The organism is Bifidobacterium imperatoris, assembly GCF_002860405.1.
GTDB classification, from domain to species: domain Bacteria; phylum Actinomycetota; class Actinomycetes; order Actinomycetales; family Bifidobacteriaceae; genus Bifidobacterium; species Bifidobacterium imperatoris.
Map to the genome: position 1 here is coordinate 57,143 of NZ_NMWV01000014.1, position 19,669 is coordinate 76,811.

Annotated in this window: 14 protein-coding genes and 1 tRNA gene; 13 read left to right on the forward strand and 2 right to left on the reverse strand. The window is 54.9% G+C overall.

Going from position 1 to position 19,669, the window contains the following annotated elements; all coding sequences use genetic code 11:
* The first annotated feature begins 2 nt into the window (after positions 1-2).
* From Tam1G_RS05875 to Tam1G_RS05895, 5 genes are all read left to right on the forward strand, one after another.
* Positions 3-872, forward strand: a complete 870-nt coding sequence (locus Tam1G_RS05875; protein WP_101625785.1) for a MurR/RpiR family transcriptional regulator — start codon at positions 3-5, stop codon at positions 870-872.
* Between the two features lie 52 nt (positions 873-924).
* Positions 925-997, forward strand: a tRNA-Arg gene (locus Tam1G_RS05880).
* Positions 998-1,237: 240 nt separating this feature from the next.
* Positions 1,238-2,038: an ABC transporter ATP-binding protein gene (locus tag Tam1G_RS05885; protein WP_242689670.1), complete on the forward strand. Its 801-nt coding sequence runs from the start codon at positions 1,238-1,240 to the stop codon at positions 2,036-2,038.
* 83 nt (positions 2,039-2,121) lie between these two features.
* Positions 2,122-3,312, forward strand: coding sequence for a COG1361 S-layer family protein (locus Tam1G_RS05890; protein WP_101625812.1), 1,191 nt, complete (start codon positions 2,122-2,124; stop codon positions 3,310-3,312).
* 10 nt (positions 3,313-3,322) lie between these two features.
* Positions 3,323-4,846: an ABC transporter permease gene (locus Tam1G_RS05895; RefSeq protein ID WP_101625786.1), complete on the forward strand. Its 1,524-nt coding sequence runs from the start codon at positions 3,323-3,325 to the stop codon at positions 4,844-4,846.
* A 132-nt stretch (positions 4,847-4,978) separates the two neighbouring features.
* On the opposite strand, the gene Tam1G_RS05900 is transcribed toward Tam1G_RS05895, so the two are convergent.
* Positions 4,979-7,078: a 1-deoxy-D-xylulose-5-phosphate synthase gene (locus Tam1G_RS05900; protein ID WP_101625787.1), complete on the reverse strand. Its 2,100-nt coding sequence runs from the start codon at positions 7,076-7,078 to the stop codon at positions 4,979-4,981.
* Between the two features lie 226 nt (positions 7,079-7,304).
* On the opposite strand from Tam1G_RS05900, the gene Tam1G_RS05905 reads away from it, so the two are divergent.
* Complete coding sequence (locus tag Tam1G_RS05905) at positions 7,305-8,297, forward strand: zinc-binding dehydrogenase (RefSeq protein ID WP_101625788.1); 993 nt, start codon at positions 7,305-7,307, stop codon at positions 8,295-8,297.
* Between the two features lie 346 nt (positions 8,298-8,643).
* On the opposite strand, the gene Tam1G_RS05910 is transcribed toward Tam1G_RS05905, so the two are convergent.
* Entirely contained in the window at positions 8,644-9,600 is a 957-nt protein-coding gene (locus Tam1G_RS05910; RefSeq protein WP_101625789.1) for a hypothetical protein, read from the reverse strand.
* Positions 9,601-10,080: 480 nt separating this feature from the next.
* On the opposite strand from Tam1G_RS05910, the gene purE reads away from it, so the two are divergent.
* The 7 genes from purE (at position 10,081) to Tam1G_RS05945 (ending at position 19,636) form a co-directional block, all read left to right on the forward strand.
* Positions 10,081-10,581 (forward strand): 5-(carboxyamino)imidazole ribonucleotide mutase, encoded by a 501-nt coding sequence (purE, locus tag Tam1G_RS05915; RefSeq protein ID WP_033889581.1) that lies wholly within the window; start codon positions 10,081-10,083, stop codon positions 10,579-10,581.
* The gene (gene purK / locus Tam1G_RS05920) at positions 10,565-11,743 is read left to right on the forward strand and encodes a 5-(carboxyamino)imidazole ribonucleotide synthase (protein WP_101625790.1); all 1,179 of its coding nucleotides are present in this window, start codon (positions 10,565-10,567) and stop codon (positions 11,741-11,743) included. The genes purE and purK overlap by 17 nt, the downstream gene beginning before the upstream one ends.
* Positions 11,744-11,752: 9 nt before the next feature.
* Positions 11,753-12,145, forward strand: a complete 393-nt coding sequence (locus Tam1G_RS05925; RefSeq protein ID WP_033889583.1) for a Fur family transcriptional regulator — start codon at positions 11,753-11,755, stop codon at positions 12,143-12,145.
* Between the two features lie 170 nt (positions 12,146-12,315).
* Entirely contained in the window at positions 12,316-13,212 is an 897-nt protein-coding gene (locus tag Tam1G_RS05930) for a metal ABC transporter solute-binding protein, Zn/Mn family (protein ID WP_101625791.1), read from the forward strand.
* Positions 13,213-13,458: 246 nt separating this feature from the next.
* Positions 13,459-15,543: an LTA synthase family protein gene (locus Tam1G_RS05935; RefSeq protein WP_033889586.1), complete on the forward strand. Its 2,085-nt coding sequence runs from the start codon at positions 13,459-13,461 to the stop codon at positions 15,541-15,543.
* Positions 15,544-15,610: 67 nt separating this feature from the next.
* Complete coding sequence (locus tag Tam1G_RS05940; protein ID WP_101625792.1) at positions 15,611-18,244, forward strand: glycoside hydrolase family 2 protein; 2,634 nt, start codon at positions 15,611-15,613, stop codon at positions 18,242-18,244.
* A gap of 15 nt (positions 18,245-18,259) precedes the next feature.
* Complete coding sequence (locus Tam1G_RS05945) at positions 18,260-19,636, forward strand: aldehyde dehydrogenase family protein (RefSeq protein ID WP_101625813.1); 1,377 nt, start codon at positions 18,260-18,262, stop codon at positions 19,634-19,636.
* Positions 19,637-19,669: the final 33 nt, after the last annotated feature.

A 19,669-nucleotide genomic window follows, 5' to 3' on the forward strand; every position in this document is an offset into this window, starting at 1 on the left:
CTGTGCAATCCTCGGTGGGAATACGCGAGCGTATCGACCACGTATATCCAACATTACGTCCGGCCGAACGAGCTGTGGCGCAGTATATTCGCGATCACACGGATGAGGCTGCCGAACTCACAGTAGGACAGTTGGCTGATGTGGCGCATGTCAGTCAGCCCACGGTTATTCGTTTTTCTCGCAAACTTGGTTTCGGCGGTTACCGTGAATTGCGTTATGTGCTGCGGCATCCGACCGCCGCGCATGAGGTGACGTTCGATCCGCTGTCCGGGTTCGATTTGAATCCGTGGGACAGTGTGGATGAGATTCCCTCAAAGGCTGCGGATGGTGCCAAGGCGCTGATTGATGAAATGCGCGGGGCATTGGACGCCAAAGCGTACCGTAAGGCGATTGAGATTATTGCCGAAGCGGGATTAATTGATATTTTCGGCGTGGAGAATTCGCTGACGCCGGCTATGGATCTGTTCACGAAGTTCGAGTATCTGGGGCTCACATGCCGCCTCAATACGGACGCTTACCTGCAGCAGATCGGTGCCGGACACCTGACTCATGGCGATGTTGCCATCGCATTCTCCCACTCCGGAAGCTCAGCGGATACAGTCAAGGCGCTGAGGCTGGCAAAGTCGCGTGGGGCGAAAACCATCGCGATTACCAATGCCATCGGCGCACCCTTGGCCAGCTGGGCTGATGTAGTGCTTGTGACCGGGCGCGATTCGCATGCCATCTACGGCAATGCGATTTTCTCGCGTGTGGCCGATACCGCCCTCGTAGACATGCTCTACATGGGTGTGATTCTTTCCGATTACGGCCGTTTTTCCACCGCATTGGACGAATCCGGCCGCATGATTCGCGACCGTGTGTTCGAAGGATGATATTGGGGGCGAGGCTGCGCGTCTCGGCTGGATAGTATGTTTGTCCGCTGATGCCCCTGTAGCTCAATGGATAGAGCCACGGCCTTCTAATCCGTCGGTTGCCCGTTCGAGTCGGGTCGGGGGCACATGTAAGGAAGACTGCGTTTCCGTTGGCTTGTTGCGAAGGAAACGCAGTCTTCTTGTTTTTTGTTGCACCTGGCGGATCTGTTGAACCGACACGCTCAACGCGCTCAGGGAACACCCCTAGGGGGTGCGATGGCGGCGCTGCCGCTATAGACTTGCTGAAAGTCATCTGAAGAGAAGAGTTCCAAAAACAGTGGTGCAGCCCGCTCGCCAAAGGCGACGAACGAGAGAAGAAGGTGCCTATGGCGCAACATAATCTTCGCCCCATCATCGAGGTGCGCAACCTGCGCAAGGAATATCCGGTGGAAGATGAAACGGTGGTGGCTTTGGAGCGAGTGAATCTCGCTATTCCCCAAGGGCAAATCTGCTGCATTTTCGGTGAATCAGGCTCTGGAAAATCCACATTATTGAACCAGCTTGCAGGCATGGAAAAGCCCACGCGCGGCGGAGTCAAAATCGGGGGAGTGCCAGTCAGCAAGCTGAACGAGCGCGAACTGGCCGCCTTTCGGCAGAAGCATATCGGCTTCGTGTTCCAGTCCTACAATCTGCTGCCGAACCTCACCGCATTGGAAAATGTGGCCATGCCGTTGATGTTCCGCGGTGTTCCCAAAGACCAACGTGAACGCACGGCGCGAGCCGTACTCAAACGCGTGGGCCTTGGCCATCGACTGAGTCACTATCCGAGGCAGATGTCTGGCGGTCAGCAGCAGCGCGTTGGCATTGCCCGCGCATTCGTCACCAAACCCGAAGTAGTGTTCGCCGACGAACCCACCGGCAATCTCGATTCCAAAACCAAAGCCGAGGTCATGGCGATGATCTGCTCATTCGCGCGCGATTTCAACCAAACCATCGTGCTCGTCACGCACGACCCGCAAATGGCCTCCTATGCTGACCGCATCGTCACATTATTGGATGGCAACATCGTCAGCGATCGCACGAATCATCCGGCCATCTCACCCTCAACTCCCTTTCCAACACCAACTCGACCATCCATAATCCGTCAACAGTCAACTATCTCAACTAATCAAGGAGCCTCGCGATGAACATCCACACCAACCCATCTGGTCAATCCGGTACTCACGCGGGCTTCCTTGCCGCACAATTCGCCGCATCCGCAGTGCGCCGCATGTGCGCCGCCGTGCTGGCCGTGCTGATGGCTCTTGCATTCCTGTGCGCAGTAGCATTCGCACCAACCCACGCATTTGCCGATGATGGCGACGATTCCACAAGCGGCAGCACGGTGGCCGCTCCCGTGGCCGGTCCGGTGCCGAACATCATCGTGACCAACTTCACCTACGGCGGTGACTCCGTGGCAGCCGGCTCCAAATTCGATCTGGCGTTCACCTTCCAGAACAAAGGCCAGGTGGCGGTAACGAACATGGTGGTCACTGTGGACGGCGGCGAAAGCTTCGCCATCGCAGGCGGCACGAACACCTTCTACGTGGACGCGTTATGGGCCGGCTATTCGCTGACCCAAACCGTGCCGATGCAGGCGCTCGCTTCCGCGACGAGCGGTGCGCAGCCGGTGAGCATCAGCTTCAAATACGAGTACCTTGATTCCGGTTCACGCTCCTCCACACAGTCCGATATCAAGATTTCCGTGCCAATCAGCCAACCCGACCGATTCGAAGTGAGTGACCCGGTGCTTCCCGACCAGTCCATCGCCGGCCAGGAAACCACCATCACGATGGAATATGTGAACAAGGGCAAGGGTGATATTTCCAACGTGGAAGCCACGATGGAAGGCGAAGGGTTCGACGCCACCATGAAGAACCAGTACGTGGGTAATGTGGCTTCCGGCGCTACAGGCTCCATCGGGTACGCGTTCACACCGCAGGCTTCCGGCGAGCTGAACGCCACTATCAAGGTCATGTATGAGGATTCCGATGGTCAAAGCAAAACCAAGGAATTCCCGGTCAAGGTCAATGTGGAAGACGCTCCTGTGATGGACGGCACTGACATGGACAATATGGTTGTGGAACCTGCCGGCCCGGTGGTGCCCGTGTGGGCGTGGGCAGTTGGTGCCGTGGCTGTAGTGGTGCTGATCGTGGTGATTGTGCTGCTGGTGCGTCGTCATCGCAAGAAGAAGGCAAAGAGCAAGCTCGACGAGGAATGGGACGATTGGGCAGAGGGCTCTGCTAAGGGTGACTCGGCTGCTGACACTGCTGCTACGCAGCCGGCTGCGGCATCAGACGATGCCGCTGTGCCGGCTGGTGCGTCACCGAATGATTCAGCACCGACCACCGTGCTGGAACCGGTTGCCGCAGTCGATTCCGCGGTACCGGTCGCCGCCGATTCCGCAACACATCGCAAGTAGGGAGCCGACCATGCGATTCGGCGACATCTTACGACTCTGCCGGCAGAACCTGTGGCGACGCAAATCTCGCACGATTTTGACCGTGCTCGGTGTGATTGTGGGCTGCTGCTCGATTGTGCTCATGATTTCCCTCGGCCAAGGCATCAACGAGCAGAATGAGAAAATGCTCAAATCGATGGGCGATCTTTCCATCGTCACCGTATACACCAATGGCGGATACGGCGGCATGATGATGGGCAGTGGCGCATCATCCTCATCCTCATCTCAGGACGTCAAACTCACCGATGAATCCGTGGAATCATTCCGCTCGGTTCCCGGAGTTGCCGGCGTGACTCCGGTGATGAACTACAACTACAATTCCAGCGCCAGAACCGGTGCCGGTGGACGATACCTCTACGATTACGTGCAGATTATGGGCATCGATATGTCGCAATTCGACCAGATGGGTTTCAAACTCAAAGATGGTTCGATGCCCATTCGTGACGGTGAAGTACTCGCTGGCGAATGGCTTGCCTATGATTTCATGGACACGCTCAAAAACGGTGAGATGCGCGAAAGCTCACGCGGTGAAGGCTGCATGTGGAATAACGACACCGCCCAGTGTGAGCCATATGAAGACGAGGATCCGTACTTCAAGCCCATTGGTACGCAGCTCACCTTGACCACCGGCGCCAATTACCAAGGTGATCCGTATACGCAAAACCTGTATGGCACTGGTGGCGGCTCGTCTAGTGCCGGTAATGCAAGTGAATCGCAGAATGTCACTGCGGATATGCGAATCACCGGTGTAACCGTTTCCGACTACAACAAGGGCTTCGCCACATCCGATGGCATCGTCATGGATTTGAAGTCATTGAAGGAACTCATCGCCAAAGTCGATCCGTCCGTGGCGAAGCAACGAACCACCAATTACGATCAGGTGCTGGTCAAGGCGCAGGATATGGCTTCGGTGCCGGAAGTCGAATCACAGATCAAGGCGCTCGGCTATGAGACGTCCTCCTATGAGGACATGCGTAAGACTTTGGAAGAACAGTCGCGTGCGATTCAGCTGATTCTGGGTGGTATCGGTGCGGTATCGCTCTTGGTAGCTGCTATCGGCATCGCCAATACGATGGTGATGTCGGTGACCGAGCGCACGCGCGAAATCGGCATTATGAAGGCACTCGGCTGCTATGTGCGCGATATTCGCGTGATGTTCCTGACCGAAGCCGGTGCCATCGGATTCCTCGGTGGACTGATTGGCTGCATTATCAGCGCGATATTTTCGCTGGGCATCAACATAGCGGGCATGTCATATCTTGGTGGAGGCATGTCATCCAGTTCGGGCGGTGACGGTTCCAGCGGCTCCATATGGACGATGCTCTGGCAGGCGACGGTCGGCGGCGATGACGTGACCCGTTACTCGGTGATTCCGTGGTGGCTGTATGCGTTTGCAATCCTGTTCGCCACGCTGATCGGTCTGCTCTTCGGCTTCGGTCCAGCCAACAAGGCGGTGAAAATCCCGGCCCTAGACGCCATAAAAAACAGCGAATGACGCGGTATCGGCGTTGTACCTGTTTCTTGGCTCCCTCCGATGAGGGAGCTCCCGGCGTAAGCTGGGTGAGGGAGAGAAGTCGCGTAGGCGCTAGCCTCGCGAAGTAATATATCGGGCAAAGACCAATTCCATTTACCGAGTGACTGCACTCACAATGCTGTCTACGGTCAGGCCATAGCGCTTATTGAGCTCAGCCAGCGGCACACGATCGGTGAATTCCTTGGTGGCGCCGAAGTTCAGCACGCGCGGATTTAACGCAGAATCGCTGTGTTGCCAATGATTCGCGTAATAGGCGGTCACCTTTTCGCCCCAGCCGCCTTCAAGCTGACCATCTTCGAGCGTAATCACCAGCGCATGATCCTTGCGCAAGGATTCCAGCGCATCAGTATCCAACGAAGTGCATTGCCGCGGGTCAATCACCGTGGCAGTAATACCATGCTCGGATTGCAATGCCGTCGCCGCTCGTTCCGCCAACGGATACGTATTGCCCAAGCCGAGAATCGCCACCTGAGAGCCGGACTGGTTAATACGCCACGACAACATGTCAGAAAATACCGAGTCGACCGGCTGAGAGGCAGCGGTCTGTGCGCCGGTAATCGGACGCAGCGTTGCATCACGTTCAGCGGCCAGTACGCCCTCACCCGGCACACGAATCACCACTGAACCAGTGGGTGCATTCTCAGCATTAGCCGGCAAAGTAGCCCAAGCCAAATCATCCAAAAAATCACGGCCGGAAGTCGGCACCAGCATCGTCACCTGAGGAATATTGGCGAACATCGCCAAATCATAAGCGCCTGAATGCGTGTTATCCGAGCCGGAAAGCCCACCCAGAAAATCGAGCACCGTCACGCGCGAACGATTTAGACTCATCTCCTGGAAGAACTGGTCGTAAGCGCGCTGGAAGAAGGATGCAGTCGTGGCAACCACAGGAGTGCCGCCAGCGCGAGCGATACCGGCTGCAAACGCCACCGCATGCGATTCGGTAATACCGGTATCCACATAATGTGCACCCGCGCGCTCGCGGAACTCATGCGTAATGCCATTGGAACCTGGAGTCGCCGGAGAAATCACCACCAAACCTGGCTCAGATGCAAAACGCGGCTCGAGCGCAGCCATAGCCATTTTGCCGTAATACTTGCGCGGATCTTCCGGCTTGCCAAGCGACGCATCAGGATTCTGCCAATGCGAAGCCTCACACTGGCCCTCATGCGGCTCATGATCGGAGAGATTGCAATGATCGGAATGCCAAGGCTCATTGTGCAGCACGTTTGCGGTTGCCGTAATGCCTTCGGCCTTGTCGGTTGCAGTAGTGTGCTGTAGCTGTTGGTGAGCGGCGTCGACGGTGTCAGCCTTGCCCTCGTAACCCGCGCCCTTCAGTGTATGGATGTGCACCACCACCGGGTGATCGACACCGCGTACCTCTTCAAAGGCTTTGACCAGCGCGTCCACATCATTGCCGGCTTCAACGTAGCGGTAATCCAATCCAAACGCATTGAAAATATTGGGCTGCGCAGCGCCGTCGGACGCACGCAGGCGGGCGAGCGGACCATACATGCCGCCAAAATCGCCGGCGATGGACATCTCATTGTCGTTGAAAATAATAATGAGATTGCCACCCTGCTCGGCTGCATTGTTCAAGCCTTCAAAAGCCACGCCGGAGCTCAAAGAGCCATCGCCGATTACGGCCACCACATTGCCGATGCCGCTGATACCGGTAGTGCTTATTTCAGCATTGCGTGTTTTGGCGATGCCGCAAGCCAATGAAATTGAGGTGCCGGTGTGGCCAAGTACGAACTGATCATGGTCGCTTTCATCTGGGTTGGTGAAGCCAGTGACATCATTGAAATGCTGCGGTTCAAGGTAGGCGAGAGCGCGGCCGGTCAGCATCTTATGCACATAGCTTTGATGGGAAACATCGAAGACGATACGATCTCGCGGGGAATCGAATACGCGATGTAATGCCACCGTGGCCTCCACCATGCCGAGATTGGAGCCGATATGGCCACCATGCTCATGGCCATAGTTCAGCAGCGCGGTACGGATTTCGTGGCACAGCTCCTTGAGTTGAACGGCGGGCAACGCTTTAACATCAGCGGGAGAAGTGATGTTGCGCAGGAGCGGGGCGTTGACTTCGGTGTTTGCGGCGTTGGGTGTAACGACAGTGGCGTAGGGGGTAGCGTTCATAGCGTCGGAATCGGCAGTATTAAGCCCTTTGCCCAACATATCGCTCATACCCTCGTGGCTCCCCTCTCATAAAACTTCCGAATTCGACATGCTAGTGCCATGTGTGGCCGGACATGTGAGCCACGCGGCAATACCCCCAACATCTCCGTATATTCATCGAATCAGCCCCTCGTAAAGCAGATAACGTGCGAGTGCTTCCACGCAAACCGTCGCAGTATGGAAGAATGAGTGCTAGCCGTATTGCCGCACATCATTTATATAAGGAGCGAAGCCAATGAAGGCCGTATACGCATCCACCGTTAATAATGAGAATCCGCTGAGCGCGCTCGCAGTTGGCGATCAACCAGCGCCGGCGCAGCGGCCGTATTGGTCCACTGTTTCGGTGCGAGCCGTGAGCGTGAACCATCATGATCTTTGGTCTTTGAAAGGTGTGGGGCTCTCCGCTGAGCAGACGCCGATGATTCTTGGCACCGATGCCGTGGGCGTTCTAGATGAAGATATTCCTGGTAAGCATGGGCTGAAAGCCGGCAACGAGGTGGTGTTATACACATTCGTCGGAACGGACGGCAATGGCGTAATGCCAGGGGAGCGGCGTTCGATTCTCTCCGAGAAGTATCCAGGCACTATGGCTGAGAAAACCGCTGTACCCTCGGCCAATGTGTTTGCCAAGCCTTCGAACCTAAGCGTTACCGAGGCGGCTGCGCTGGGAACCAGCTGGTTGACCGCATACTCGTTGCTGTTCAACGCGGCTGGTATCAAGCCAGGTGACTCCGTTCTGATTCAAGGTGCGGGCGGAGGAGTGTCCACGGCGGCGGTTCAGCTCGCCCATGCTGCAGGCCTTGAGGTATTCGTGACTTCGCGTGATGCGGAGAAACGCGCCAAAGCTATGGAACTGGGGGCGGATGCTGCGTTTGAATCCGGCGTACGCCTTCCTCGCAAAGTGGATGCGGTGATTGAATCCGTGGGCGCGGCCACATGGAGTCACTCGATTAAATCCGTGCGCCCCGGCGGCACCATCGCCATTTGTGGTGCCACCACCGGTGACCAGCCGGGTGCCGAATTGACGCGCATCTTCTTCCAAGACATTCGTATACAAGGCAGCACAATGGGTTCAAGGGAAGATTTTGGCCGTCTGCTGCGATTCATAGAACACAATGATATCCATCCGGTAATCGATTCCGTCTTCGCTGGACTCGATGCCGCCCCTGAGGCCTTCGCCAAACTGAATAGTGGCGATGTGTTCGGCAAAGTGGTGATTGAACTCTAAAGGTCTTGCGGCGCATCGTCCCCAAAATCCTTGCACTGAGTAACTGTCAGCGCAAAGATTTCCGGAAAACAGACGTAACCTCCCGAATTTCTTGTACTAAACGTTTCTCAGTGCAAAGAATTCCGGGGATTAGGGTGAATTACCTGAAATCCTTGTACTGAGAAGTGCTCAGTACAAGGATTTTGGGAGATGTGGGTCCTTTCCCCGAATTTTTTGCGCTGAGATGGGTGTCAACTAGTTGGTAGGGATATTGGACCCATAACGGGCTGGATGTCAACTCATGGAGGAAGCGCGGCCAATAGATAATATTCGCCAACAAGTTTCTACGACGGCAATTGGATGAATTTCATCGAACTTTAGGCACCTTGGCTGCACTCAGAACCACATCCAAGCGTTGGAGATCGGCGACATCTTCATAGAACAGGTGAGTGACGCTCGTAACCCCTTCTTCTTTGAGATGCCGGTCGCGTCGTCTCTCATATTCGAGTTTTGCCTTGATACTGGCTCTATCGAGGTGGCTGGCATCTTTATATTTGGCAACGCCATCATATTCGACAACAATAATCTGTCCGTCATGAAGCTTCCAGCAGAAATCGACACGATAGGGGGCTCCTGGATTGTCTGGATTATTGAAAGTGACTTGGAATAGAGGTCTGGCATATCCCAGTTGCATCATGTGCGCATACGCCCATGACTCGCCTCCGTTTTCTCGTAAAGGATTTGCGTGCCGAAGTAGGGTCTTCACTGCTTGCTCATCGCAAACGCTTTGAAGCATCAAGGTTTCAACTTCAATCTTCGTGGTGTGTTTGCAGCGCAGTGCCGAATCATAGATAGACAGAGCCCTGTCGAATGGCAGTGTGGCGCAGTCAATGAGAGTGTGGGCTGGGGAAGTTACCGGAATGCCATGATATAAGTAACACTTCATATTATTTGGCGCATATATACGGTGTAGACCTTTACTGTCGTGTTTGTTAGCTCCTCTGGTCGAGGCGATGCTTACCGTTCCATCGTGCAAGGTGTAGGCGTGATCGTACTGATAGACGCAAGCGGCACTGAGACCGGTGAATATCCATTTGGGGTGAAGTTTTGCCAGCGCACGAATCATGTGCATGGATTGTTGCTCAAGGTTCAGCTGTGTCCAGTATGAGGCTGCGGCGAACAGGTTCGGATATGGCGAGGTGACTTCACCGCACTGGACTCGTCGCCTTAGGGCGTGATACAGTTTTCCGCCATCGCCGATAGCGCAGCGTTGCTCTCGCTCTGCGGTTCGTAACAGTTTTTCCACTTCTTTGTGTGTCTTCATATATTGACGCTAAGACGGTTCGTTTGATGTGCGCAAGCCGAATCGACCTATGTGGTTCTAGCTTGCCGAGTTATCCACATTGGCAGTCGTGGTTGAACGATAAAAGTTGGGGATTTGGATGTGTTTTGGAGTGGCGAAAGGACATCGGGGAAACAATTAGTTCAGGGCGTCAATGACGTTGTAAATTCCGCGCAAGAAATTCGGGTACCGAGCCTATCTCTCCCAAAATCCTTGCGCTGACTGTGTCTCAGTGCAAGGATTTCAGGATATTAGGACTGTTTTCCCGAAATCTTTGCACTGAGAAAGGTTCAGTGCAAGGATTTTGGGAGATATGGGTTCCGTGCCCAAATTTCTTGCGCTGAAAGAACGCCGCAGGTGCCACCATGTGCTGATGCGAAATGCCTTAGTGGCGAGTTCGCAACAGGGGAGTCAGGGGAGTACAGTGAGGGCATATTCTCAATAACTAGGGAGTAAATGATAATGGCAAATGAAACCAAGCCCCAGGTCGCCGTGGTGATGGGCTCCTCCAGCGACTGGGAAACCATGAAGCGCGCCTGCGATATCCTCGACCAGTTTGGCGTGGCCTACCACAAGCAGGTCATTTCCGCACACCGCACGCCGGAACTTATGGCGGACTTCGCTCACAATGCTCGCAAGAACGGCCTTAAGGTCATCATCGCTGGTGCTGGTGGCGCTGCCCACCTGCCGGGCATGATTGCCGCTCAGACCACGTTGCCGGTGATTGGCGTGCCGGTCCGTTCCCACGCCTTGTCCGGCTGGGACTCCCTGCTCTCCATCGTGCAGATGCCGGGCGGCATTCCGGTGGCCACCACTGCTGTGGGCAACTCTGGTGCCACGAACGCCGGCCTGCTCGCCGTGCAGATGCTCTCCGCTTTCGATGAAACCCTGGCTCAGAAGCTTGAAGACTACCGCAACGAACTGAAGGAAAAGGTGGCCGAATCCAATGCCCAGCTTGTCTGAGGAAACTAACGGCCGCGTCTCCATGCTGATGCCGGGCTCTACCATCGGCATTATCGGCGGCGGTCAGCTTGGCCGTATGATGGCCCTGTCCGCTCGCTACATGGGATTCAAGGTCGGTGTGCTTGACCCCACCCCGAACTGCCCAACCGCTCAGGTGGCTGATTTCCAAATCACCGCTGAGTATGACGACAAAACCGCCATCCATGACCTCGCCGTCCAGTCCGACGTGCTCACCTACGAGTTCGAGAACGTGGACGCTGACGCCATTGATGAGGTGCGTGGCATTGCCGCCGCTCCGCAGGGCACTGATCTGCTGCGCGTGACCCAGCATCGCGTACATGAGAAGCAGTTCATTAACGATCACGGCACCGCCACTGCTCCGTGGCGCGCGGTCAACAATTTCGATGAGCTCGATGCCGCACTGGATGAAATTCACTACCCGGCCGTGCTGAAAACCGTCTCCGGTGGCTATGATGGCCACGGCCAGATGGTGCTGCGCTCCGATGCCGATTTGGAGAAGATTCGCGCCCGCGGAGATCGCGGCGGCGGCTTCCCGCCAAGCATCTTGGAAGGCTTCGTAGACTTTGCGTTCGAGGCCTCGATTCTGGTCTCCGGCAACGGTAAGGACTTCGTGACCTTCCCGATCGTGCGCAACGAGCATCGCAACAATATTCTGCACATGACCATCGCGCCGGCAAAGGTGAGTGAACATGTGGCGCGTGAGGCTCACGAGCTGGCCATCCGTCTGGCCAAGGGCTTCGAGCTCGCCGGCACGCTCGCTATCGAACTGTTCATTACCAAGGACGATCAGGTTATCGTCAACGAGCTCGCCCCGCGCCCGCACAACTCCGGCCACTACACCATCGAGGCTTGCTCGATGGATCAGTTCGATGCGCACATCCGCGGCATCGCCGGTTGGCCTATGCCTGAGCCGAAGCTGCTGAGCCCGGCTGTAATGGTGAACGTGCTCGGCCAGCATGTGGAGCCTACTCGCGCGCTGATCGCCAGCCACCCGGAGTGGAACGTGCACGACTACGGCAAGGCCGAAGTGCGTCACGACCGCAAGATGGGTCACATTACCGTGCTTACCGATGATCCGGAACGCACGGTCGCCGACCTGGAAGCCACTGGTTGCTGGAATGACCTGAAGAAGAAGGCGTGACCTTATCGCATGGTTGAACATATCGAACGTCAAACCAAGCAGAAGGACGCCATCCGCGCGGCATTGGCCGATTGTGAGGAGTTCATCTCCGCTCAGGACCTGCACCGCAAGTTAGAGGATGAGGGCTCGAAAATCGGTTTAGCGACCGTATACCGCCAGCTGAATGCATTGGCGGATGCGGGTGCCGCGGACACAATCAGGCTCGACGGCCAGCAGCTGTTCCGCTTGTGCGGCGATGATGGGCATCACCATCATCTGGTGTGCAAGAAGTGCGGTCGCACGGTGGAAATCGACCCGCCCAGCGAATCTTGGCTGCGCAAGGTGGCTGAGGGTCATGGTTTCACCGTGGAATCCCACACGCTGGAGGTATTCGGTCTGTGCCCGGAGTGTCAGAAGCCGTGATTGGTGATTGCTGCCCGAATATTTGATTGAAAGCCGGACTCTGCATCTGCAGGGGCTGGCTTTCGCATACGACACGCCAAAAAGAACTGAAAATGATAATGGTTCTCAATAGATGCTATAGTGCAATATGTCAACCGCGGTAATCACAAGGTAGAAGAGGAAACAACGGTATGACTGCATGGAAGAAAATCACGGCATTGGCTACATCGGTATTGATGATTGCTGGATTGGCGGCATGTGGATCAGGTGATTCAAACACTGCAGAGTCAAACAGCGGCAAGCTTGAGGTCGTGGCATCCATCAACCAGTGGGGCTCCATAGCTGAAGATCTTGGTGGTAAATATGTCGAAGTCACCAACATCATGAGCAAAACCAATGTGGAAGCCCATGATTACGAGCCTACAAGCCGAGATGTAGCCAAGTTCCACTCCGCTCAGGTATCTATTGTGAACGGTGCCGATTACGATGCTTGGGCGGTGAAAGCTGCCGAATCAACCAACACTAATTTGGTTAATGTTGCCGATGCTGCAGGTATTGAGGATGGCGGAAACCCACACATCTGGTTCTCTGCCAAAGCTCGTTCCGCTGCTGCGGATGCCATCACCGCCGCCTATCAGGAAGCGGATTCAGCGCATAAGGCTGATTATGCAAAGCTCAACAAAGACTGGCACGCCAAGGCGGACAAGCTTGAAACCAAGCTTGAGGAAGCGTCTGCAAAAACCAAGAATCTGCCGTATGCTGCAACCGAATCCGTGGCATGGTACTTGGCCGACGACCTCAAGATGAAAGATGCCACGCCGAAGGGCTACGCGCAGGCTTCCGCCAATGAGAGCGAACCAACGCCCACCGATATCAAGAAATTCCAGGATGCGCTGAAGTCTGGCGGCATCACAATGCTGGTGCTCAATACCCAGGAATCCAATTCGACTACCGAGCAGATCACGACTGCTGCGAACAGTGCTGGTGTGCCGATTGTGGAACTTACCGAGCAAATGCCTGCCGAATACAATGATTTGCTTGACTGGATGAATGCACTGGTCGACCAATTCACCGAAGCTGCAAAGTAAGTATTGAATCAAAGCTGCACCAAGCTCTGTGCTGTTTCTGTGCGGATATGAAGCGAATACGGAGTCAATAGGCAGTGCGATGGGAAAGCCATTGTGCATATTCGGGTGCCTTGGAAAAATCCAAGGCACCCTTTGCGTTAGGGTGAATAGTTAGGAAACAGTGAGGAAAACTGTGCCGCTATGGATTTTCCAAGGTTATGCGGTCACAATATGCCATTGGAAAAGTAACCGAGAAACTGTAGGCGAATGAGCGAGAACATTAGGAATACGAGTAGTAACACTGCGTCCAAGTTCCGTTGGAGGCTCTGGGAGAGTCGAGCTGAAGCGGACGAGGTCACGCCTAAGCATCCGCATAAGCCATTCCCCGGCTGGCTGTACGGCATCTTGTTCGTTGTTTTTGACATTGTTGCCGTTGCCGCGCTCGAAATCGGCGTTTCCTCCAGTTCCACCCGTGTGCAGGTTTCCAGCCCCACGGTCGGGTTCGGATTCGTCAGCAAGATGTGGACGGAAGGTAATTTCGTTTTCCTGCTCAACGTGATACTCGTTGGACTTTTGTATCTCATGTTGTTGATGCTGTTCAACCGATTCTGGACCGCAAGCATTGTGATCATGGGTGCTGGCATTATTGTTGCGGCGATTGAGCATTTCAAAGTGGAGATTCGTTATGAGGCGATTCTGCCTGCGGATCTTGGATTCCTCGGCTCCAACACCGGTAATATGCTCACATTCATTCCGGCTGGTGCGCATGTGACCATTCTTGTGGCGCTTGGAGCATTCGCCGCACTATTGGCGTTCGTGTTGGTATTGCGCCATTTCGACGGACGCAAGGGGCGTATGATTCAGACCAAGAACATGAGTCTGAATCTCACGTCTCGCCTCATTCTGGTGCTGTTACCGTTGCTCGGTTTTGCGCTGTATTGCATGCAAGTGAGCACTACTGATTCCTGGGCCAACAAGCTTTCTCAAGGCATGGGCGATAAGCCGTCCATGTGGGATTCGGTCTATGATGCGCAACGCAACGGTCCGCTGGTGGCTTTTACCCGCCAGCTCAACCCGAAAGTCATGGAAAAGCCGGATAACTATTCCGAGGAAACCATGAAGGAGGTTGCGGCTCGATACACCAAGACGGCCAAGCAGATCAACGCCTCCCGCTCCAACAACCTCAACGATTCCACTGTGGTGTATGTGCTTTCCGAATCCTTCTCGGATCCGAGCCGAGTGCCGGGTCTTAAGGTCAATAAGGATTCGATGCCGAATATTCGCAAAATCAAGGAGAACACCACTTCGGGCCTTATGCTTTCCTCCGGTTATGGTGGCGGCACGGCGAACCTTGAATACATGGGGCTTTCCGGTCTGAGCATGGCTAATTTCGATTCTTCCTTGACCAGCCCATACCAGCAGCTGGTACCGAGCGCGCATTGGACACCGACCATTAACCAGATGTGGGGTGCGCCCGCCAATTCGCTCGGCTACCATCCGTATGAGTCCAGCATGTATTCGCGCGCCACGAACTATAAGAAGTTCGGTTTCTCACACTTCTATACGCTGACTGGCCCGGATGTGATCAAGTATCAGGACAAGATCGACGATTCGCCGTATGTTTCGGATAAGTCTTCGTATGATTCGGCGCTCGAGGGCATCAAGTCCGGCAAGTCGAACAAGTTCATCCAGATCATCACGATGCAGAACCACATGCCGTATCACGAGTGGTACAAGAACAACGACTATACTGCCGAATCCACCACGGGCACGCCGTTGGAAAAGGATGAGCAGGAGTCCATCGAAACCTATCAGAAGGGTGTGGAGATTACCGATCAGGCCACACAGGAATTCCTGGATGAGCTCGATGCGCTCGACAAGCCGGTCACTGTGGTGTTCTATGGCGACCACTTGCCTGGCATCTACTCCTCGGCTAGCGAAGATGAGAACAATTCGTTGGCCTTGCATTTGACCGACTACTTCATCTGGTCGAACAAGGCTTCCAGTTCGCAAGGCAATAAGACGGATGATGCCGCCTACTCCTCGCCGAACTTCTTCGTGGCTCAGGCCGCCGAGCATATGGATGCCAAGGTATCGCCATATCTTGCATTCCTGACTGAAATGCACTCCAAGATTGCTGCTATGGAACCGCCAGTGGTCAATAAGATTCAGGGCTGGGACCGCATTCCTGAAGGGCAGAGCATTTATTTGGATCAGGAAGGCAATCCGATGAGTGAAGAGGACTTCGACGAGGAAACTAAGCAGTTGCTCGCCGATTACAAGCTCATCCAGTATGACATCACCGCTGGCAAAAACTACCTCAAAGACACCAGCTTTATGACGTTGCCGTAAAGCGAGTGCATAAACTCGCATATTGCTATCGTGCGGCACACGCCATAGAACGGCCTACAATAAAGCCATGAAGCGCGTCAATATCAACTCCGGTTGGCAATTCCGTTCCATAAGCAGTGCAGGCAAGGGTGCTTGGCAGTCCATCACGCTTCCGCATGACGCGATGATTCATGAGCCGCGCACCCCGCGCACAGGGAACGGCTACAATACTGGATACTATCCAGGCGGCAGTTACGAATACCGAACTACGCTGGATTTAATCGACCTGCCGGCCGCATGCCTCATGGAATTCGAAGGCGTTTATCCAGGGGCCACGGTGCTGGTCAATAATGAGCCAGCCGGAGAACTCGCCTACGGTTATGGCGACTATTACCTCGATATCGCCGATCTCCTGCACACCGGTTCCAATACCGTCACCGTGCTCGTAGACAACTCCCATGTGCCGAATTCCCGCTGGTATTCCGGTTCCGGCATCTATCGTCCGGTATGGCTATGGACTGGGGAGCATACTGATGTGATTCGCCCGGATACTGTGCGCATTGACACTGTAGTGAGCGCGGGCGCAACGGCCAGCGCAACGGTAACTGTCAATCTCGATAATCCACCGATTCTCGGCCAATATCTCAACACGGCCATCATCGATGCCGATGGTGATACGGTGGCTGAATTTCAGGATGATGCCGGCATCATTGACTCTGCGCAACTATGGTCGCCGGATTCGCCGACGTTATACACCGCACAGCTCACGCTTCATGATGCCGATGGCACGATTCTCGACACACATACGGAACGTTTCGGCATCCGTACATTAACCTGCGATGCTCAACATGGCTTATGCATCAATGGCAAACGCATCATCCTCAACGGTGGCTGCGTGCATCATGACAATGGTATTCTCGGCGCCGCAACCCTGCCGCAGGCCGAATACCGCCGCGCCAGAATCATGAAGAACCAAGGATTCAACGCCATTCGATCCGCCCATAATCCACTCTCCAAAGCCTTCCTTGACGTCTGCGATGAACTTGGTCTGCTGGTGATGGATGAAGCATTCGACATGTGGTGGATGCATAAAACCAGTTACGATTACGCCGGTTCTTTCCGGGAACATTACGCCGAGGATTTGGCTTCGATGGTGCGCAAAGACCGCAATCATCCCAGTGTAGTGCTGTATTCGATTGGCAATGAAATAGCGGATACCAAGTCGCCGCGTGCCGCTGATGCCGCACGCTCAATGTGCTCCATTATCCGAGGATTTGATTCAAACAGACCAATCATCGACTGCGTAAATCCAATCTCCCTGTCTTTGGCCGCTAAAACCCAGGCTGATATGGACCAGCATGACGCTGCAGTGGAAGGAGAGCCCGGCCTCAACACCACACTCGAACATGCTTCCGGCCCGGCAATGCTCACGGTCGTGGACAAGCTGATGCCCGCGGCGCTCGCTACCAGCATTATGGATAGGCAAACCAACGCGGTATTCAACGAGGTTGATGTGGCCGGATTGAACTATTGCCGCCAAGGTCCTGAGTATTTCCACCGCAAGCATCCTGATCGTGTGTTTTGTGCCAGTGAAACCTACCCTCAGGAGATTGCCTACACTTGGCCTGATGCCAAACGATTGCCGTATTTGATTGGTGATTTTGTGTGGACCGGGTGGGATTATATTGGCGAAGCCTCGGTCAGTGCGTGGGCGTATTCCCATCCTGAGCCGTATGGTTGGATGCGCGAATACGGTCATCGTATGGCCATTCGCGGCCGCGCCACGGGCCCGTATCGTCGTTATCCGGGATTGCTGGGTGGCTCAGGCCTTATCGATATCACTGGCATGGCAACCAGCCAGATGCTGTATCGGCAGATTGTTACCGGGGTGCGGCGTGCGCCGGCCATCACCGTGCGGCCCATGCAGTTGCTCTATGGGGATGGCGCCACTCGTGCCGGGCGAACGTTGCGGTTCATCGAGCGTGGGCATGACGGTGTGGAAAGCTGGTCATGGAGCGGCTATGAGGGACGTGACGCGATAGTGCAAGTGTTTTCAGGTGGCAAAACCGTGCAGCTGACGCTCAATGGCAAAGTGGTCGGCACCGCTCCGGTACGCCAGTGCATGGCTGAATTCCATGTGCCGTATGAGCCGGGGAAACTGGTTGCTACAGCTTATGATGCTCATGATCGCGCTATTTCCAGCAGTTCGCTGGTTTCCGCAAGTGCCGAAATGCAAGTCACCACGCAATTTGAGCAGGCGTTCAACCCGTATCCGCAGGATGATTCGCGATGGGAGTCAAGCGAACTGATTTATGAGTCCATTGCTCTGACCGACGCTCATGGCATTGTGCATGTTACTGATGATCGCCGTATTACCGTACTGCCAGATGGCAGTGTGATAGTTGGCGCGGCGGTATCGGATGATGCCGATGGTGTGAGCCGCCGACAGTTTGTTTCACATGATGTTTCACGCGACGATATGCCGGTAACGCAGGCCAGCCGTGAAAAGGATTTGGCTGCGGCGGCAGGAGGCGTGCTTGCGCATACCTCATCTGCAGATGCCGAATTGCGGGAACTGCTGAGTCATGCGGAACTTCTCGGTGTGGCCAGTGCTAATCCGATTACCGCGGATGCGCTCGCCGGCAATACATGCACTACGTACTTTGGCCGCGCTCAAGCCATTTGGCGTGTTCCTTCATACCTTGCCGGCTCTACGTTCTGAAAGAACGGTATGCTTATGTTTTCTGAATCCGTTACCCAGCTTAAGCATGCCTATGCGTCCGGCCGCACTCGGCCGCTGGCTTGGCGCCGTGCGCAATTGGATGCACTTCGACGCCTGCTTGCAAAGCATACGCAGGATTTCATTGCAGCTGAGACTGCTGATCTTGGTAAGCCAGCTGCAGAAACCGTGCTGATGGAATTGAATCTGGTGTCGTCGGAGGCCAGATTCGTTCGCCATCGGCTGCGTAGTTGGACTGCTCGCCATCCTCAGCCTATGCCGTGGGCACTGCAGCCGGCAGCAGGATGGACTATTGCCGAACCGAAAGGCGTGGTGTTGATTATCGCGCCGTGGAATTATCCGGTGCTGCTGGCTCTTGAACCGCTTGCTGATGCATTGGCAGCTGGTAATGCTGTGTGCATTAAGCCCTCTGAACTTGCCCCGCATACATCACAATTGATTGCCGAGCTGGTTCCGCGATACTTGGACGGCGAAGCCATCACAGTTGTGGAAGGTGGCGCAGAGGAAACCGGCAGACTATTGGAATGCGAGTTCGACCACATCTTCTATACGGGTGGCGAACGAGTCGGTAAGATTGTCATGACCGCCGCGGCTAAGCATTTGACTCCGGTCACGTTGGAGCTTGGTGGTAAGTCGCCATGTTTCGTGGATAGTACTGTGAACTTGAATGTTGCTGCCCGGCGCATTGCATGGGGCAAGTTCTCCAACGCTGGCCAAACCTGTGTGGCTCCCGATTATGTGCTTGCCACTGCGGATATTGCGCAAGCGTTGGCGGAGCGAATTGCGCTGGCGGTAACCGAGTTCTATGGGGAAAATCCTGCAATGTCGCCTGATTATGGGCGGATTGTCAATGATCGTCATTTCGATCGATTGTGTGGTCTCATGTCGGATGGTCGTGTGGTATGCGGTGGAACGGTCGACCGTGAAGCACGGTATATTGCGCCGACCGTACTTTTGGGCACACGGCCTGATGCGCCTGTGATGCAGGAGGAGATTTTTGGCCCGGTTCTGCCGATCCTGGTGGTTGAAGACGTGGAATCTGCTATTCGGTTCATCAAGGATCGTCCGCATCCACTGGCTGCATACGTGTTTTCAAACCGCCGTGCAGTTAGGCGCGCGTTTGAATGTCAAACGTCTTCTGGTGCTCTTGGTTATTCGTTGACGTTGGCGCAGTTGCTGTCCAGTCGATTACCGTTCGGTGGGGTAGGAGCCTCCGGTATGGGTGCCTATCATGGCAAAGCTGGTTTCGATACGATGAGTCATATCAAAACCGTGGTTTCCAAGCCGCAATTTCCGGATACGCTGCAGATGATTTATCCGCCATTGCATACAGTACGTACCGCGTTGATTACATTGCTGTCCAAGTTGAGCTGAAACCTGGGAAATAACAGCGAGGGGTTAATGAGC

Bases quoted from the DNA above. Each gene is read 5' to 3' on its own strand.
- Tam1G_RS05885 (WP_242689670.1), top strand. From the start codon at position 1,238: ATGGCGCAACATAATCTTCGCCCCATCATCGAGGTGCGCAACCTGCGC.
- Tam1G_RS05890 (WP_101625812.1), top strand. From the start codon at position 2,122: ATGTGCGCCGCCGTGCTGGCCGTGCTGATGGCTCTTGCATTCCTGTGC.
- Tam1G_RS05895 (WP_101625786.1), top strand. From the start codon at position 3,323: ATGCGATTCGGCGACATCTTACGACTCTGCCGGCAGAACCTGTGGCGA.
- Tam1G_RS05900 (WP_101625787.1), bottom strand. From the start codon at position 7,078: ATGAGCGATATGTTGGGCAAAGGGCTTAATACTGCCGATTCCGACGCT.
- Tam1G_RS05905 (WP_101625788.1), top strand. From the start codon at position 7,305: ATGAAGGCCGTATACGCATCCACCGTTAATAATGAGAATCCGCTGAGC.
- Tam1G_RS05910 (WP_101625789.1), bottom strand. From the start codon at position 9,600: ATGAAGACACACAAAGAAGTGGAAAAACTGTTACGAACCGCAGAGCGA.
- purE (WP_033889581.1), top strand. From the start codon at position 10,081: ATGGCAAATGAAACCAAGCCCCAGGTCGCCGTGGTGATGGGCTCCTCC.
- purK (WP_101625790.1), top strand. From the start codon at position 10,565: ATGCCCAGCTTGTCTGAGGAAACTAACGGCCGCGTCTCCATGCTGATG.
- Tam1G_RS05925 (WP_033889583.1), top strand. From the start codon at position 11,753: ATGGTTGAACATATCGAACGTCAAACCAAGCAGAAGGACGCCATCCGC.
- Tam1G_RS05930 (WP_101625791.1), top strand. From the start codon at position 12,316: ATGACTGCATGGAAGAAAATCACGGCATTGGCTACATCGGTATTGATG.
- Tam1G_RS05935 (WP_033889586.1), top strand. From the start codon at position 13,459: ATGAGCGAGAACATTAGGAATACGAGTAGTAACACTGCGTCCAAGTTC.
- Tam1G_RS05940 (WP_101625792.1), top strand. From the start codon at position 15,611: ATGAAGCGCGTCAATATCAACTCCGGTTGGCAATTCCGTTCCATAAGC.
- Tam1G_RS05945 (WP_101625813.1), top strand. From the start codon at position 18,260: ATGTTTTCTGAATCCGTTACCCAGCTTAAGCATGCCTATGCGTCCGGC.